The organism is Thioalkalivibrio sp. (assembly GCF_041690275.1).
Lineage (GTDB): Bacteria > Pseudomonadota > Gammaproteobacteria > Ectothiorhodospirales > Ectothiorhodospiraceae > Thioalkalivibrio.
This window is the reverse complement of the sequence record NZ_JAWLHP010000008.1, coordinates 24,299-38,789: the sequence shown is the minus strand read 5'-3', so window position 1 is coordinate 38,789 and position 14,491 is coordinate 24,299. Positions and strand designations below refer to the sequence as shown.

General features: G+C 68.3%; 10 protein-coding genes and 1 pseudogene. 1 reads left to right on the top strand and 10 read right to left on the bottom strand.

What is annotated here, in order from left to right; genetic code table 11:
• Window positions 1-69: 69 nt before the first annotated feature.
• The 10 genes and pseudogenes from ACESMN_RS02580 to ACESMN_RS02535 all read right to left on the bottom strand — a co-directional run bounded on the left by ACESMN_RS02580 (window position 70) and on the right by ACESMN_RS02535 (window position 13,171).
• A complete protein-coding gene (locus ACESMN_RS02580) occupies window positions 70-1,425 on the bottom strand; it encodes a cyclic 2,3-diphosphoglycerate synthase (RefSeq protein ID WP_373052023.1) in 1,356 nt (451 codons plus the stop codon).
• 123 nt (window positions 1,426-1,548) lie between these two features.
• A complete protein-coding gene (locus ACESMN_RS02575; RefSeq protein ID WP_373052022.1) occupies window positions 1,549-1,728 on the bottom strand; it encodes a hypothetical protein in 180 nt (59 codons plus the stop codon).
• Between the two features lie 13 nt (window positions 1,729-1,741).
• Window positions 1,742-2,752 carry an ABC transporter ATP-binding protein gene (locus ACESMN_RS02570; protein WP_373052021.1) on the bottom strand — a complete coding sequence of 337 codons (1,011 nt, stop codon included), beginning with the start codon at window positions 2,750-2,752 and terminating at the stop codon, window positions 1,742-1,744.
• Window positions 2,749-3,723 carry an ABC transporter ATP-binding protein gene (locus ACESMN_RS02565; protein ID WP_373052020.1) on the bottom strand — a complete coding sequence of 325 codons (975 nt, stop codon included), beginning with the start codon at window positions 3,721-3,723 and terminating at the stop codon, window positions 2,749-2,751. The genes ACESMN_RS02570 and ACESMN_RS02565 overlap by 4 nt, the downstream gene beginning before the upstream one ends.
• A gap of 3 nt (window positions 3,724-3,726) precedes the next feature.
• Window positions 3,727-5,058 carry an ABC transporter permease gene (locus ACESMN_RS02560; RefSeq protein WP_373052019.1) on the bottom strand — a complete coding sequence of 444 codons (1,332 nt, stop codon included), beginning with the start codon at window positions 5,056-5,058 and terminating at the stop codon, window positions 3,727-3,729.
• A gap of 34 nt (window positions 5,059-5,092) precedes the next feature.
• Window positions 5,093-6,205, bottom strand: a complete 1,113-nt coding sequence (locus tag ACESMN_RS02555) for an ABC transporter permease (protein WP_373052018.1) — start codon at window positions 6,203-6,205, stop codon at window positions 5,093-5,095.
• 1,700 nt (window positions 6,206-7,905) lie between these two features.
• Window positions 7,906-8,742, bottom strand: a pseudogene (locus ACESMN_RS02550) (ABC transporter substrate-binding protein); the annotation flags it as partial.
• 256 nt (window positions 8,743-8,998) lie between these two features.
• Entirely contained in the window at window positions 8,999-10,690 is a 1,692-nt protein-coding gene (locus ACESMN_RS02545) for a glutamine--tRNA ligase/YqeY domain fusion protein (RefSeq protein WP_373052017.1), read from the bottom strand.
• 203 nt (window positions 10,691-10,893) lie between these two features.
• Window positions 10,894-11,532: a response regulator transcription factor gene (locus ACESMN_RS02540; RefSeq protein ID WP_373052016.1), complete on the bottom strand. Its 639-nt coding sequence runs from the start codon at window positions 11,530-11,532 to the stop codon at window positions 10,894-10,896.
• Window positions 11,519-13,171 (bottom strand): ATP-binding protein, encoded by a 1,653-nt coding sequence (locus tag ACESMN_RS02535; RefSeq protein WP_373052015.1) that lies wholly within the window; start codon window positions 13,169-13,171, stop codon window positions 11,519-11,521. The genes ACESMN_RS02540 and ACESMN_RS02535 overlap by 14 nt, the downstream gene beginning before the upstream one ends.
• 123 nt (window positions 13,172-13,294) lie before the next feature.
• Here ACESMN_RS02535 and ACESMN_RS02530 point away from each other — a divergent pair, with 123 nt between their 5' ends.
• Window positions 13,295-14,347, top strand: a complete 1,053-nt coding sequence (locus ACESMN_RS02530) for an alpha/beta hydrolase (protein ID WP_373052014.1) — start codon at window positions 13,295-13,297, stop codon at window positions 14,345-14,347.
• Window positions 14,348-14,491 lie beyond the last annotated feature (144 nt).

Genomic DNA, 14,491 nt, shown 5'->3' with positions numbered 1-14,491 from the left:
GCTCTGTGGTGGGCACACTTCGTTTTGCCCCCCCTACGCTGCTTCGAGGGCGTCGAAAGGCCATGTAGGTCAGCGCGAGGATCGTCCGGAGCACCCCCGCTTCGCGAGAAAGGACCGGACCAGGTCGGCCAGCACGGGTTGGCCCGGCTCCGCGAATTCGTAGCGAGCGCGCACGACCGGCTTGTCGATGTCGATCAGCATCGCCAGGTCGCAGGGTGTGGCGGCGACCACCATATCGGCCGATGTCGCGTTGATGGTCGCGCGCAGGGCCTGCAGCTGCGACGCGTGGTAGCCGACCGCCGGCAGCACCGGTCCGATGTGCGGATAGCGCGCATAGACCGCAGCGACCTCGCCGGCGGCCACCGGTCGGGGGTCCACGATGGTCGCCCCCGCCCCCCTGGCGGCGACCAACCCCGCGCCGTGGGGCATGCCGCCGTGGGTCAGCGTCGGACCGTCCTCCACGACCACAACCCGCTTGCCGGCCACCCGGTCGCGACCATCCAGGCGCACCGGCGATGCGCCACGGACGATCTGCGCGCGCGCGTTGGCGTTGCGCACGGACTCCGTCACCGCCTCGATGCTGCTCTCGGAGGCGGCGTCGCACTTCGCGACCAGCACGATGTCGGCCATGCGCAACACGGTTTCTCCGGGGTGGTGGGTCGTCTCCTGTCCGGGCCGCAGCGGGTCCACCAGCACGATGTGCAGATCGGGCCGTACAAACGGGAAGTCGTTGTTGCCTCCGTCCCAGAGGATCACGTCGCATTCCGCGGCGGCGGCCGGGACGATCCGCAGGTAGTCGACTCCGGCGTAGACCACGTTCCCGAGGGCGAGGTGAGGCTCGTATTCCTCCCTCTCCTCGACGGTACAGCCGGCGGCGTCCAGATCGGCCCGGTCGGCAAAGCGCTGCACCGCCTGCCGCTCGAGGTCGCCATACGGCATCGGGTGACGGATCACTGCGGCCCGGAGACCCTGTTCCTTCAGCAGCCCGGACAGCCAGCGCGTCACCTGCGACTTGCCGCAGCCGGTGCGCACCGCACTGGTCGCGATCGCGGGGACGCCCGCATCGAGCATTGTCCGGTTCGGACCGAGCAGCAGGAAGTCGGCGCCAGTCGCGAGGGCGATCGACCCCTGGTGCATCACGTGCTCGTGGCCGACGTCGCTGTACGCGAACACCACCTGGTCGATCCGCTCAGCGCGGCAGAGATCCTCCAGCTCGTCCTCGGGCAGGATCGGGATCCCCTCCGGATAGTGCGGCCCGGCGAGGGCGGAAGGATACGGCCGACCCGCGATCTCCGGAATCTGCGTCGCGGTGAACGCGACGACCTCGGTGTCCGGGTCATCGCGGTAGACCATGTTGAAATTGTGAAAGTCGCGACCGGCCGCCCCCATGATGAGGACGCGGGTCCGCGTGCCAGGTCGCCGCATCAGTTCCTCCTGCATTCCGGATCGGTCCGCTTCATTCCGACCGCCGTTGTGCTGGTGACGGCATGGACGATGGTGCCACCATCATGGACCCGGCCCGCGGCCTGTCGCCAGCATCCGCGCCGGTCAACGCCTCACGGGCAGAACCTGGATCAGGCCCGCCACCGCGATCAGGGTCCCGCCAAAGGCGGCGGCGTAGGCGAGCAGGGACAGCACGAGGCCGGGCTCGATCGCGCGGCTGACCTGCGCCAGCAGCCCTGCGAGGCCCAGCAGCATGGTGGCGAGACCGATCAGCAGCAGGCGCACGCCGGCGACCCTGTCACCGATAGAGCCAGCAGGCCGTCATGTGACCCGTCCGGGGTTCGAAGTCCGGCGGATCCTGGCGGTCGCAGGTACCCGCGATCATCCGGTTGCAGCGCGGATGAAAGCGGCAGCCGTCCGGCGGCTTCAGCAGGCTTGGCGGTTCACCCGGGGGCACCTCGCGCTGGTGGCGCGCATTGTCCGGATCGGGATCGGAGATGGCCGCGAGCAGGGCCTGGGTGTAGGGGTGCTGCGGGTGGTTCAGGAGTTCGTTCACCTCCGCCTGCTCCACGATCCGGCCGGCGTACATCACGAAGATCCGCTCCGCGAAGTGCCGTACGGTAGAGAGATCGTGGGTGATGAAGGCCAGCGTCAGGCCGTGCTCTCTCTGAATGCTCCGGAGGAGCTGCAGGATCTCCACGCGCACCGAGGCATCCAGCATGGACACCGGCTCGTCGGCGATGATCAGCTTCGGGCGCAGGATCAGCGCGCGCGCGATCACGACCCGCTGCTGCTGCCCGCCGCTGAGCATGTGGGGGAACTTGGACAGGAAATCCGCCGCCGGCGACAGCCGGACCTCCTCGAGTGCCTCCTGCGCCCGCTGCTCGCGCTCCGCCCGGTTGCGCACGCCATGCACGATCAGGGGTTCGTGGAGGATGCGCCGCACGTCCATGAAGGGCGGCAGTGCGCCATAGGGGTCCTGCTGCACGAAGCCGACCCGGGCGAGATAGGCCTTGCGTTCCGCGCTGTTCAGCATTCCGAGGGGGCGGCCCTCGAAGACCACCTCGCCGCGGGTCGGCTGGTGCAGGCCGAGCAGCGTGCGGGCCAGCGAGCTCTTGCCGCAGCCGCTCTCGCCGACGAAGGCCACCGACTCGCCGGCCTGCAGGTCGAAGTTCACGCCGTCCACGGCGCGCACCGAACCCACCCGCAGGAAACCCCACTGGCGCAGCTCGAACCAGGTGTGCAGATCGCGGGCGGAGAGCACCGGCCCGGCCGCGGAGCCCCGCATATCCCTGGCCGGCGCGTTCATGTGCCCGACTCCTGCGCATGCAGCCAGCAGCGCACGGTTCGGCGCTCGCCGATGCGGAAGGTCTCCGGATCACGGTCGCAGCGATCGAAGCGGGACGGGCAGCGCTCGGCGAACCGGCAGCCCCCGGGGGGATCCAGGAGGTTCGGGGGCTGGCCGGGTATGTGGACCGGTGTCTCCTCCTGGTGCAGGCGCGGCACGCTGGCCATCAGCAACTTCGAATAGGGATGGGCCGGGTCCCGGAAGAAGTCCCTCGCGTCCGAAAATTCCACCAGCTGCCCCGCGTACATCAGCGCGACCCGCTCCGCGATCTCGCTGGAGGTCGAGACGTCGTGGGTGATCAGGATGAAGCTGGTCCCGAGTTCCTGCTTGATGCGCTTCAGCGCGTTCATGATGCTGGCCTGGGTGAGCACGTCGAGCGCGGAGGTGGGCTCGTCCATGATCACCAGGTCCGGTTCGGTGACCAGGGCCATCGCGAGCACCGCGCGCTGGCGCATTCCGCCCGAGAGTTCGAAGGGGTAGCGTTGCAGGAAGTCGGCGGAGATGCCGACCATCCCGAAGACCTCGGCGGTTCGCGCGCGCGCCCGCCGCGCGGACCAGCCCCGATGCACCCGCAAGGGTTCCGCCACCTGCTCCCCCACCCGGATCACCGGGTTCAGCGCGTTCATGGCCGCCTGCATCACCATCGAGAGCCGCACCCATCGCACCTCGCGCCGGAACCGCTCTTCCGGGTAACCCATCGTCTCGACGCCATCCACCAGTACCCGGCCGGAGAAGTGCTGCACGTTGCGCGGCAGCAGGCGCATCAGCGCCTTCGCGAGTGTGCTCTTGCCGCAGCCGGACTCGCCGAGCACCACCAGCGCCTCGTTGCGCCGGACATCGAGGCTCACCCCGTCCAGGGCCCGGACCACGCCGCTCCCGCTGCGGTAGTGCAGCCGCAGGTCCTCGACGCGCAGCAGGGGTTCGCCGGCCATCGTCTACATCGTCCTCAGGCGGGGGTTGAAGATGCGGTCGAGCGCGAACCCCAGCATCGCGAAGCCGAGGCCGGTCAGCATCAGCAGGGCCGCCGGTGACAGCACCCAGTAGTAGAAACCGTGGTACAGCGCGCTCTGGGTCTGCGCGTCGTTCATCACCTTGCCCCAGGTCGGCAGCACCGGGTCGCCGAGCCCGAGCAGCGCGAGCGAGGCCTCCAGGAAGACGAAGGTGGGAATCAGGGTGACGAAGGTCGGAATCAGCACCGGCAGGATCCGCGGGATCATGTAGCGCAGGATGATGCGGGCGTTGCCGGCCCCATAGGCCCTCGCGGCCTCGATGTAGGGCGATTCCCGGATCGGGAGCAGCATCGCGCGGTACATCTTGATCCCCGCGCTGAAGATGCCGAGCGCGATCACCACGCCAAGCATCACCCAGATGCTGGTGGAGTACAGCGTGCCGACCATCACCAGGATGGGCAGCATCGGCAGGATGATGTTGACCTCGGTGAGCCGCTGGATCAGCGCGTCGACCCAGCCCCCGTACCAGACCCCGGCGGCCGCGATCACCAGGGTCGTCACCGTGGTGCCGACCGCCGCAATCAGGCCGAAGGCCAGCGCCACCGGGATCCCCCAGAGCAGGGCCACCATCAGGTCGCGGCGCTGATGGTCGGTGCCGGCAAGCCCGTGGACCCTCCCGTACACAACGAGGTCCGCGCCGATCCGCGCGTCCTCCTCGAAGGTGATCGCGTCCAGCACGAGCCGGTAGCGCCCGTCCAGGACCTCCGGCGGTCCGTCGTCCCCCGGCGCTGCAAACAGCCCGACATGGGGCACGCGCCCCAGCCGGCGTTCCAGTTCCCAGTCCTGCGAGATGGACACGCGCTCCTCGCGGGCGGGGCGGCGGCCCCCGAGGTTCAGTTGCCGACCGTCCGGAGTCTCCCAGGTCAGCCGCACGAAGGGCTCGCGCTCCGCGTGGCTCGAGGTCAGAAAGAGGTTGAGCTCGCTGGGGAAGCCGCCGTAGTCGAAGTCGAATTCCAGCGGAATCCGTAGCCGCTTGCCTCCGACGAAGGGTTCCTCCGTGATCGGCGCATCGTCGCTGGAGACGATGATGGTCTGCGGCAGGTTGTTGCCGGCGATCCGGTCGACCCAGGCCGGGCGTGCATTCACCGGGTGCATGCGCCAGGTTTCGCCGCCGCGCCACAGTTCCAGCGCCTGACCGTAGGGAATGGTCACCACGGTGAAGACGGCCGTGCCGACCAGGGCGAGGATGATCGCGAGACCCACCAGCGCGGACGGGTACCGGCCGATCCGGCGCAGGCCCTCGAGCAGCGGTCTCATGCGCGACCTCCCGGTTGCGTGCGTCGTGTCCGCATCAGCCGGTCCCCACGCGCACGCGCGGATCGAGCAGCGCGTAGAGGATGTCGAGCAGGAAGACCGTGACCGCCAGCAGGTAGGCGAAGATCACCACCGTGCCGATGATCACCGGCGTGTCCCGGTGTCCGATGGCCTGGAACAGCAGGGTGCCCAGCCCCGGCCAGTTGAAGACCTGTTCAAGGATGATCGCACCACTCCAGAGACCGATCAGCATCAGCGCGAAACTGGTGATGATCGGTGAAAGTGTCGGGCGCAGCACGTAGCGGCGCTCGATCAGGCGCGACGGCAGGCCCTTGGCCCGGGCCATCTCGACGTAGTCCTCGCTCGAGTGGATGAGGAAGAAGGTCCGCCAGGAGTAGATCGAGATGAAGATCGTCGAGATGAACATCGCGGTGACCGGCAGCAGCATGTGCCGGAGCAGGCTGGCCGCGTAGGCAAGCGTGCCCTCCGGTGGTGGCACGTCCACCATGCCGCCGGCCGGCAGTATCGGGATCACGAAGGCGAACAGCAGGATCAGGAAGATCCCGTAGAACCATCCGGGTGCGGCCGAACTCGGGGCCAGCGCGATGACGCTGCGGTCGAGCGCGCTGCCGTAGCGCCGCGACAGCCCCAGCGCGATGAAGACCGAGGCGAAGAAGACCAGCAGGTTCGCGGTGCCGAACAGCAGCAGCGTGGCCGGCAGGCGCTCCACGATGATCCAGTAAACCTCACGGGCACCCCGGTCACTGTGCATGTGCTCGGACCGTCCCAGGTCCAGCCGGATTGCCTGCTGCAGGTAGTCCACGCTGCGCACGATGAAGGGCTGGTCCAGGCGCAGGCGCTCCACCTCGAGCTGCACCTGCCGCTGGATCAGCTCGTTGCGCTCCTGCGGGCTGAGGTCGAAGAAGGCGGGGTCCGCGCGCACCTGCTCCGCGATGGTGCTCTGGATCTGCACCATCCGCAGCTCGTCCACCTGGCCACCCATGTTGGCGATCAGGATGGTCAGGTAGACCCCGACCAGTACGGTCAGGAACAGTGCGGCCAGGCGCTTCGCGGTGAAGACGCTCAGACGGCGCAGATCACGCAGGAAGCCGCGTGCGGGGGCCGTGATGGCGCCGTCGCGGGCGGTCACCCGCCGTCTCCCGATGGCCCGGGCGTCTCGGCTGCCGGCACGGTCGCGAAGACCTGCGAGGCGAAGGAGGGGAGGGCGACCAGCCGCGAGATCACCGCGATCTCGAGGCTGTTCGCGCCGCTGCCGAGCGCCTCCAGGTCCTCCGGTTCGAGGCGCAGTCGCCAGGTCGCGTTTCCGGGGGCTGCCAGGGTGCCCTTGCGCGCCAGGCTGCCGCTACCGTCGAACAGCAGGTACTGCACGCTCTCGATCGCGTCCTCCGGGTACGGCTCGCCCTGGAAGGTCACGCGCAGCGTGAACTCGGCGGGTTGGCCGGAGGTGACCACCATCGGCCCGTCCAGCTCCACCTCGGGGATCGCCGGCTCGGTGAAACGCAGCCACTTGTCGGCCGGGTCCGGGAAGCCCTCGAAGCGGCGCAGGACGAGGGCCCGCTCGAGCGGATGCACAGAGTGCAGGTAGAACGGTCCGTCCCCGACCCAGTAGTGTCCGCGCTGGTCGCGCCATTCGGCGAGCGCGCGGAAGCGACGGGTGGGCTCGCCCGGTTCGATGAAGTCCGCGAGGGTCTCCCGGAACGGCAGGAAATCGTCGGCGAGGGCGGCGTCGCGATGCCGGTCCAGGATTGCCAGGCTCGGGCCGGCGACCAGGCTCATCCAGGTCACTCCCATCCGGTCCGCCTTGTTCGAGGAGAAGGCGAGGTCGCCGGCTGCCTCGGCGCGTACGCCGAGGGCCAGGGTATGCCACGGAGAGACCGACGGGGTGCGGGCGGCCACGATGGTCTCCGCGTCGGGATAGATCTGGTCGCTGTAGATCTCGATGACAAGGGGATCCCGGGAGACAATGCGCCAGCCGCGAAAGTGGCGCTGGAAGACCTCGAAGGTTGGTGCGTGGCTGGCGTCGAACAGCGGGCTGTCTTCGTCACCGCGCTCGAAGGTCAGGATCCACGGCAGCACCATGTCCGCCAGGGAGAGCGGCGAGCCGTCGTGCCAGTGGCGGTCCAGGTATCCCGCCTCGTAGTGTACGCGCGTCCGGGTCCTGGCGGTGATCCCCTCGGGATGGCGTTCACCGACGGTGACGAAGCGCCCGGCCTCGACATCCCAGTCGATCCAGGCGTCCGGGGGAACCTCGACTTCGGGGACGGTCTCGAGGGTGAGCCAGTCGTGACTGCGGATCACCGGCACCCCTTCCTGCACCGTGACCTCCGCGCGCTCGATGCGCTGCGGCCAGTAGAGGCCGGTAAACGGATCCGGCACCAGCTCGACGTCCGCGAGCGCGCGGATCATCATGGTGTCGAAGATCCAGTTGCTGCCGGCGACCGGGTTCCACGGCTCCGTGAGCAGGCTCGGCACCGCGAAGACGACGGAGCCGCCAATGCGGTCCCGGAAGCGGATGGTGTAGGGCCAAAGCCGCGAGCCGGAGATCCCGCCCGCCAGATCGGCGGCAAGTTCGACCTCGCGGGAATGGGGGAACACGTTGAGCTGATCGACGACCCAGATGCGGACCGAATCGGCCATGGCCAGTTCCAGCGCGCGCGTCATCAGTGACTGGCGTTCCTCCCAGTCCTCATAGTCCCTGCGCTGCAGCCGGTCGGCGATGTCGTCGAATTCGGGATCGGGCGTGTAGATCTGCCAGAGCGGCTCCGGACGTCCGCGCGGCGTGTAGTAATAACTGAAGTTTTCGGCCAGATCGCGGTTGATCACCGTGGAGACCCAGCCGCCGGTGTAGAGATGCCACTGGCCGGCGTTCGGGTCGCCCGCGATCCAGATGCGCGAGGCCTCTTCAGCCGTGCGATACAGTCGCTCGACCTCGAAGCCGAGGTCCTCCATCAGGTTCGCGACATAGTCGCCCACCCGCTTGCGCGCGTCCTCGGTGCGGATCAGCACGCTGACCCGCACCGGCTCGCCCTGGTAACGCCACTCGCCGTCCTCGCGGCTGGCGCCGAGCTGTTCCATCTCCCGTCCGATCACGCGGGCCGCGCGCTCCGGGTCATGCTGGTAGCGCAGTTCCAGCGCCCGGGCGACATCGGCGAGCCGCGCGTAGTCCGGGAACACGGTATTCAGGGGCAGATAGCGCGGCACCGCCAGCCCGCCGTAGAGCTCCTCCGCCACGTAGCGGCGGTTGATCAGCCAGTTCAGTGCCTCCCGGATCGCGCTGACATGGAAGGGATTGAGTTCGCCGGTAGCCAGATGGGGGCCGGCGGGATTCACAGTCAGTTCCATCGAGGAGCCGTAGGCGAGGGCGTAGGTCGCGCGCTCGGAATCGCGCAGCCGCTGGAATACCGTGGTGTTGCTCACCCCCTGCCCGAAGAGATGATGGGTACCGCTCTCGATCAGTCCGGTCACCTTGCCGACATCGGATTCCTGCGTGAACACGATCTGATCGACCAGTGCCCCGGTCCGTTCGGCGGGATCGCCGATGGTGCCCCGGTCGTCGATCCGGCCGGAGGGCTGTTCCGGGGCCGTGTTCTCGGGCCAAAGGAAGATGATGCCGAGGATACCCGTCAGGAGAAGAGCGGTGACAACGAGTCCGGTCTTGCTGGTCATCTCGGGGAGGGAACCCCTGTGGCGGGCGTGTCGGAGACACGATAGGCAAACGGTGCATGCCGTGACAAGGTGTGCCCGGATGGCCGGTGCGGAGAATGGTGGCCCGTGCCCACGCGATCGCGAGGCAGGGGCGGCCGCCCGGGTCGGGTATCCAGGATGGATTCCTTATGGGTCGCCAAGACGCTGCGCTCCTCGCGATGACGTTGCCGGCGTGTCCTTGGAGAGGCCGGCCGGTGCATGGTTCCGGGGGTGTTCCTCAGCCCGCGGCCAGTTCCTTCTCGAGTTTCGCCCAGGTATCGCGCAGGGTCACGGCACGGTTGAACACGGGCCCACCGGGGCGGCTGTCGCGATCGGGAACGAAATAGCCCAGCCGCTCGAACTGGAAGAAGTCCCCCGCCGCGGCTTCGGCCAGCGCGGGTTCGACGCGGACACCGTCGAGGATCTGCAGCGAGTCCGGGTTCAGGTGTTCGATGAAATCCCGTTCCCGATCGCCGGCCGGGTGAGGCACGTTGAACAGCCGGTCGTAAAGTCGGACCTCGGCCGGGACCGCGTGTTCGGCCGAGACCCAGTGAATCGTTCCCTTCACCTTGCGATCCGCGCGCGGCCCGCCGGTGCGCGAGTCCGGATCCAGACTGCAGCGCAGTTCGATCACCTCACCCGCCGCGTCCTTGACCACCTCGTCGCAGCGGATGATGAAGGCGTTGCGCAACCGCACCTCCCCGCCGGGCTTCAGCCGGAAGAACTTCCTCGGCGCCTCCTCCCTGAAGTCATCCTGCTCGATGACGATCTCGCGTGTCATCGGCACGCGCCGGGTGCCCATTCCCGGGTCCTGCGGATGGTTGGCGGCCTCGAACCACTCGGTCTCCCCGTCCGGAAAGTTGGTCAGCACCACGCGCAGCGGACGCAGCACCGCCATGCGCCGCGGCGCGCGGGCATTGAGATCGTCGCGCAGCTGCCGTTCCAGCACGCCGTAGGGGATGATCCCCTCGGACTTGGTCACCCCGATCTCGTTGCAGAAGTTGCGGACCGACGCGGGCGTGAAGCCGCGCCGGCGCAGCCCGGCCAGCGTCGGCATGCGCGGGTCGTCCCATCCGGCGACGTGCCCCTCGCCGACCAGCCGGGTCAGGCGGCGCTTCGAGAGCACCGTGAAGTCGATGTTCAGCTTCGCGAACTCGATCTGCACCGGACGCGAGGGCACGGGCAGGTGCTCGATCAGCCAGTCGTACAGCGGGCGGTGATCCTCGAATTCCATCGTGCACAGCGAGTGCGTGATGTGCTCGATCGCGTCGCTCTGGCCGTGGGCGAAGTCGTAGGTGGGGTAGATCAGCCACTCGTCGCCGGTGCGGTGATGATGCTGGCGGCGGATCCGATAGAGCACCGGATCGCGCAGGTTGATGTTCGGCGAGGCCATGTCGATCTTCGCGCGCAGCACATAGGCGCCGTCGGGAAATTCGCCGGCACGCATGCGTTCGAAGAGATCACGATTCTCGGCCGCCGGACGATCGCGGTCCGGGCTGTCGACGCCTGCTTCGGTCAGTGTGCCACGCTGCGCGCGGATGGTGTCGGCGTCCTGGCCGTCAACGTAGGCGAGGCCGTGATCGATCAGGTGCAGCGCGTATTCGTACAGGGTCTCGAAGTAGTCGGAGGCGTAGCGCTCGTGCTCCCATGCGTAGCCGAGCCAGCGCACGTCCTCCCTGATGGAGTCGATGAAGCGCTGTTCCTCCCGGGCCGGGTTGGTGTCGTCGAAGCGCAGGTTGGTGTAGCCCCCGAACGCCGCAGCCACCGAGAAATTCAGCACGATGGATTTCGCGTGCCCGATGTGCAGGTAGCCGTTCGGCTCCGGCGGGAAGCGCGTGATCACCCGATCGCACTGGCCGGCCTCGACCTCCGCGCGGATGCGGGAGAGGATGAAGTGCGCTGGTGCGGTGGTCGAATCCGATTCGGTCATCTGTTTGCGGGCCCCGGGAAATAGCCGCTGATTGTATCGGGGGCGGGGAACCGGGACCAGACTGGGCCGCGAGCCGGGGATCCCGGCGAGGGGATCCGTGCCGGTCCGTCACCGTGGCGGGGTTGCGTTGCGCGGTCCGTGGTGGACGGCCGGACGGATGCCGCCCCGGGCGTGGGGAGGGCCGGCGCCCCGGCTTCGAGCCCTCAGCCGGAGACCGGCTGATCGCGGAAGTCGGCGCAGGCCAGCGCCAGCCGCGCGAGGTGGGACGCGCTCTTCGCACCCATCTTCTGCATCAGGTTGCCGCGGTGGATCTCGACGGTGCGTACGCTCACGTCGAGATCCCGGGCGATCAGCTTGTTCGGCTTGCCGTCCAGCAGGGCCTCCAGCACCTGGCGCTCACGCGGGGTGAGGGTCGCGAGGCGCTCCTCCACCTGCGCCATCTCCGCGGCGCCCGCGCGTTGGTCCTCATCGGTGACGAGGGCATGGCGTACGGCCTCGATCAGGGAGTCGTCGTGGAACGGCTTTTCCAGGAAGTCCAGCGCGCCCTCGTTGACCGCCCTGACCGCCATCGGGATGTCGCCGTGCCCGGTGATGAAGATGACCGGCATCCGGATCCCGCGCCGGCGCAACTCGCGCTGCAGACTCAGGCCGTCCATGTCCGGCAGGCGGACATCGAGCACCGCGCAGCCGGGCGTCCTTTCGTCCACGGTGCCGAGCAGTCCGTTGGCATCCTCGAACGCGCTGACGCGGAAATCCTCCGTCTTCAGCAACAGGCTGACGGCGGAGCGTACGTCCGGATCGTCGTCGACCAGATAGACCTGCGGGTGTCTAGCTGCGGGCATGGGGAACCTCCAGGGGCAGCGTGAAACGGAACCGGGCACCGCCGTCCTTCAGGTTGGTCGCGGTGAGCTGACCGCCATGGGCCTCCACCAGTGAACGGCTGATCGACAGTCCCAGTCCCATGCCGCCCGATTTCCAGGTGGCGAAGGGATCGAAAAGGGTGGCGAAACGCTCTTGCGGGATGCCCGGCCCGTCGTCGGTCACCGTGATCTCCAGTGCGGTCCCGAGGTCGCGTGCAGAGATCCGGATCGTTCCGTCCAGGCGGGGTTCGATTGCCTCCATCGCATTGCGCAGCAGGTTCACCAGCACCTGCTCGATCTGGACGGGTGCGACCACGACCCGGGGCAGGCTACCAGCAACGTCGATGTCGATATTCACGCGCCAGCGCTTCAATTCGGGGTGGAGCAAGTCCAGCACGGGTGTGATCAGATCGCGTGGTGCGATCGCGACCTCCCGGGGGGCTGCGCTGGAGGCAAAGGCGCGCATCCGGCGTATCGTCTCCGCGGCACGATGAGCGTTCGAATCGAGCTGCACCAGTGCGTCGCGCAGATCGTCGAGCCGCTCGCGTTCGAGAAGCCGACGGCTCGCGCTGGCATAGCTCGTCAGGGCACACAATGGCTGGTTGAGTTCATGGGCCAGGCTCGCCGAGAGTTCGCCGAGTGTGCTCAGGCGCCCGGCGCGTGCCAGGTCATCCAGGTGCCGGCGCCCACGGGCCTCCGCCGCCTCGCGCTCGTTGCGCAGCGCCGCAAGCACCAGTCCCGTCAGGACCAGCAGTGCCAGCTGCGCGTTCAGCGACAGCAGACTCTGCTCGAGGCCCGCCTCGGCAAAGGGTCCGAGACCCCAACCGGTGCCGGACAGCGCGATCGCGCCGACGATCAGCATCAGCGCGGTCGTGATCTGGATCGGGCAACGCAGTGCCGCGAGCATCACCAGGGGAAAGACGGCATAGGAGAGAGGCATCGCCAGCCCGGTCTCCAGCGCGCCCGAGTAGACCAGAGCCGACACCCCGAGCAGGCTTGCCGCCAGCAGCACGATCATCGGAAGGCCCGAGTCGAAGTGACGCCCGCCGGCGGCGAGCCAGGCGATCAACGCCGGTGTCACGAGTAGCAAACCCATCAGGTCGGCCACCCAGCAAAGCCACCAGGTGTCGGAGAAGCTGAGTTCCTCGACGCTGACGGCCATCGCCCACGCGCCGGCGGTGGCCGCCAGTCCCGATGCGGCCAGGGCTCCGACCAGTAGCAGCAACAGCACATCGCGCAGGCTCTCGAAGCGCGGCGAGAAGCCGAAGCGCCGCAGGGCCCAGGCGCCGAGACCGACGCCGGCCATGGTCGCGACCACGACACCGATGGACTCCGACAGGGGTACGTCATCTCCTGCAAACTGCCACATGATCAACGCTGTCGCGATTCCGAGCGCGGGCAGCAGCCGGTATCCGTAGAGATAGATGAAGGCAAGGCCGACGCCGGTGGAGGGCCATACGAGTGGAATACCGTACGGATCCGGAGTGAAGGCGTACCCCCAGAGGCCGACCGCGTAATAGAGCGCGATCAGCATGACGCTGCGGCTCGCGAGCCACAGGGCGGAATCGGCGGGCTTGAAGGGCAGTAGCGGCCGGGTCTGGGGCAAGGGAGTAATGGGCATCGGGTTGAAGGTTTCGGTCCTGGGGTGCATTTTGGCTTCTGGCACAGTCTAGGTGATCGGCCGGTGGTCTGGGCTAAGGGTTTTTCCCTAGTATCGTTCCCCTATCGCCCCGGAGGTGGTGACGTGTTCCACTTTGCGTCGATTGTCGTGGTCGCCGCCGCACTCGTGTTTCTGCTGGCCGGCTGCGGGAGAAGCCAGTTGCAGCCCGCCGGGCCGCCGGTACAGCAGCCGGAATTGTCCGACAGCGAAGCCGTGATGGCGGACGGCTACGTGTTGCCGGTGCATCGCTGGGAGGCCAACGACGGCCCGGAAGCCGTGGTCCTGGGCGTGCATGGCTTCGGGGACTACGGCGAGGGCTTCGCCGCGCTGTCGGACGCGCTGGCGGGATCGGGGCTCGCCAACCTGTATGCCTACGACCAGCGCGGCTTCGGGGCGACCCACCGGGCCGGGATCTGGCCCGGCGGCGACACGCTGGTCGCAGATCTGCGCAGCGTGGTGAACCTGCTTCGGCGCCGCTACCCGGGCCTTCCGCTCTACCTGATTGCCGAGAGCATGGGCGGCGCGGTGGCGCTGCGGGCCCTCACCGAGCGTCCCGCACTGGATGTCGACGGGACAGTATTGCTGGCGCCCGCCGTGTGGGGCCGGGACACGATGCCGTGGTACCAGCGCCTCGCTCTCCGGTTCATGCTCAGGATCGCCCCGGGCGCAACCTTTTCCGCAGATACCGTCGTGCATCTGGGGTTCCGGCCGACGGACGATCCGGAGGTCCTGCAGGCGCTGCGGGAGGATCCGCTGGTGCAGCGGAGGGCGCGCGTGGACATGCTGCACGGCCTGACCCAGTTGATGGGGGATGCGCTGCAGCATCCGCATCGTCTCGATCGCTCGGTGCTGGTGCTCTACGGGCTGAATGACCTGGTGATCCCGCCCGGCCCGGTCTGCGCCTGGCTGCAACGGCTGGTGGAGGAGGCCGGCGCTGCGCGTCCGCGCCTTGCCCTCTACCCCGACGGCTATCACATGCTCACCCGCTACCGGGGAGCCGAGGACACCCTGACGGACATCGCGGCGTGGGTGCAGGATCCGGACACCCCGCTGCCGAGGGCCGAAGAACTGCCCCTCGAGGAGGCTCGCGACCGGGTCTGTGCGATGCCGCCCAGGGGTGACTGGACAGGTCTGTGACCGGAAATCCATGGCTCGGGGTCTGACCGCCCAGCGCGCGCCGCACCCTTGTGTGAGCGGTCTTCGGCCGTGATCGAGTGCATCGGGAGAGGCTGATCGCGGCTGGAAGCCGCTCCCACGGGTATCGCTGATCGCGGCTGGAAG

What these genes read in the sequence shown, in the direction of transcription:
- ACESMN_RS02545 (WP_373052017.1), bottom strand. Translation starts at nt 10,690, where the DNA reads ATGACCGAATCGGATTCGACCACCGCACCAGCGCACTTCATCCTCTCC.
- ACESMN_RS02565 (WP_373052020.1), bottom strand. Translation starts at nt 3,723, where the DNA reads ATGGCCGGCGAACCCCTGCTGCGCGTCGAGGACCTGCGGCTGCACTAC.
- ACESMN_RS02560 (WP_373052019.1), bottom strand. Translation starts at nt 5,058, where the DNA reads ATGAGACCGCTGCTCGAGGGCCTGCGCCGGATCGGCCGGTACCCGTCC.
- ACESMN_RS02580 (WP_373052023.1), bottom strand. Translation starts at nt 1,425, where the DNA reads ATGCGGCGACCTGGCACGCGGACCCGCGTCCTCATCATGGGGGCGGCC.
- ACESMN_RS02535 (WP_373052015.1), bottom strand. Translation starts at nt 13,171, where the DNA reads ATGCCCATTACTCCCTTGCCCCAGACCCGGCCGCTACTGCCCTTCAAG.
- ACESMN_RS02540 (WP_373052016.1), bottom strand. Translation starts at nt 11,532, where the DNA reads ATGCCCGCAGCTAGACACCCGCAGGTCTATCTGGTCGACGACGATCCG.
- ACESMN_RS02570 (WP_373052021.1), bottom strand. Translation starts at nt 2,752, where the DNA reads ATGAACGCGCCGGCCAGGGATATGCGGGGCTCCGCGGCCGGGCCGGTG.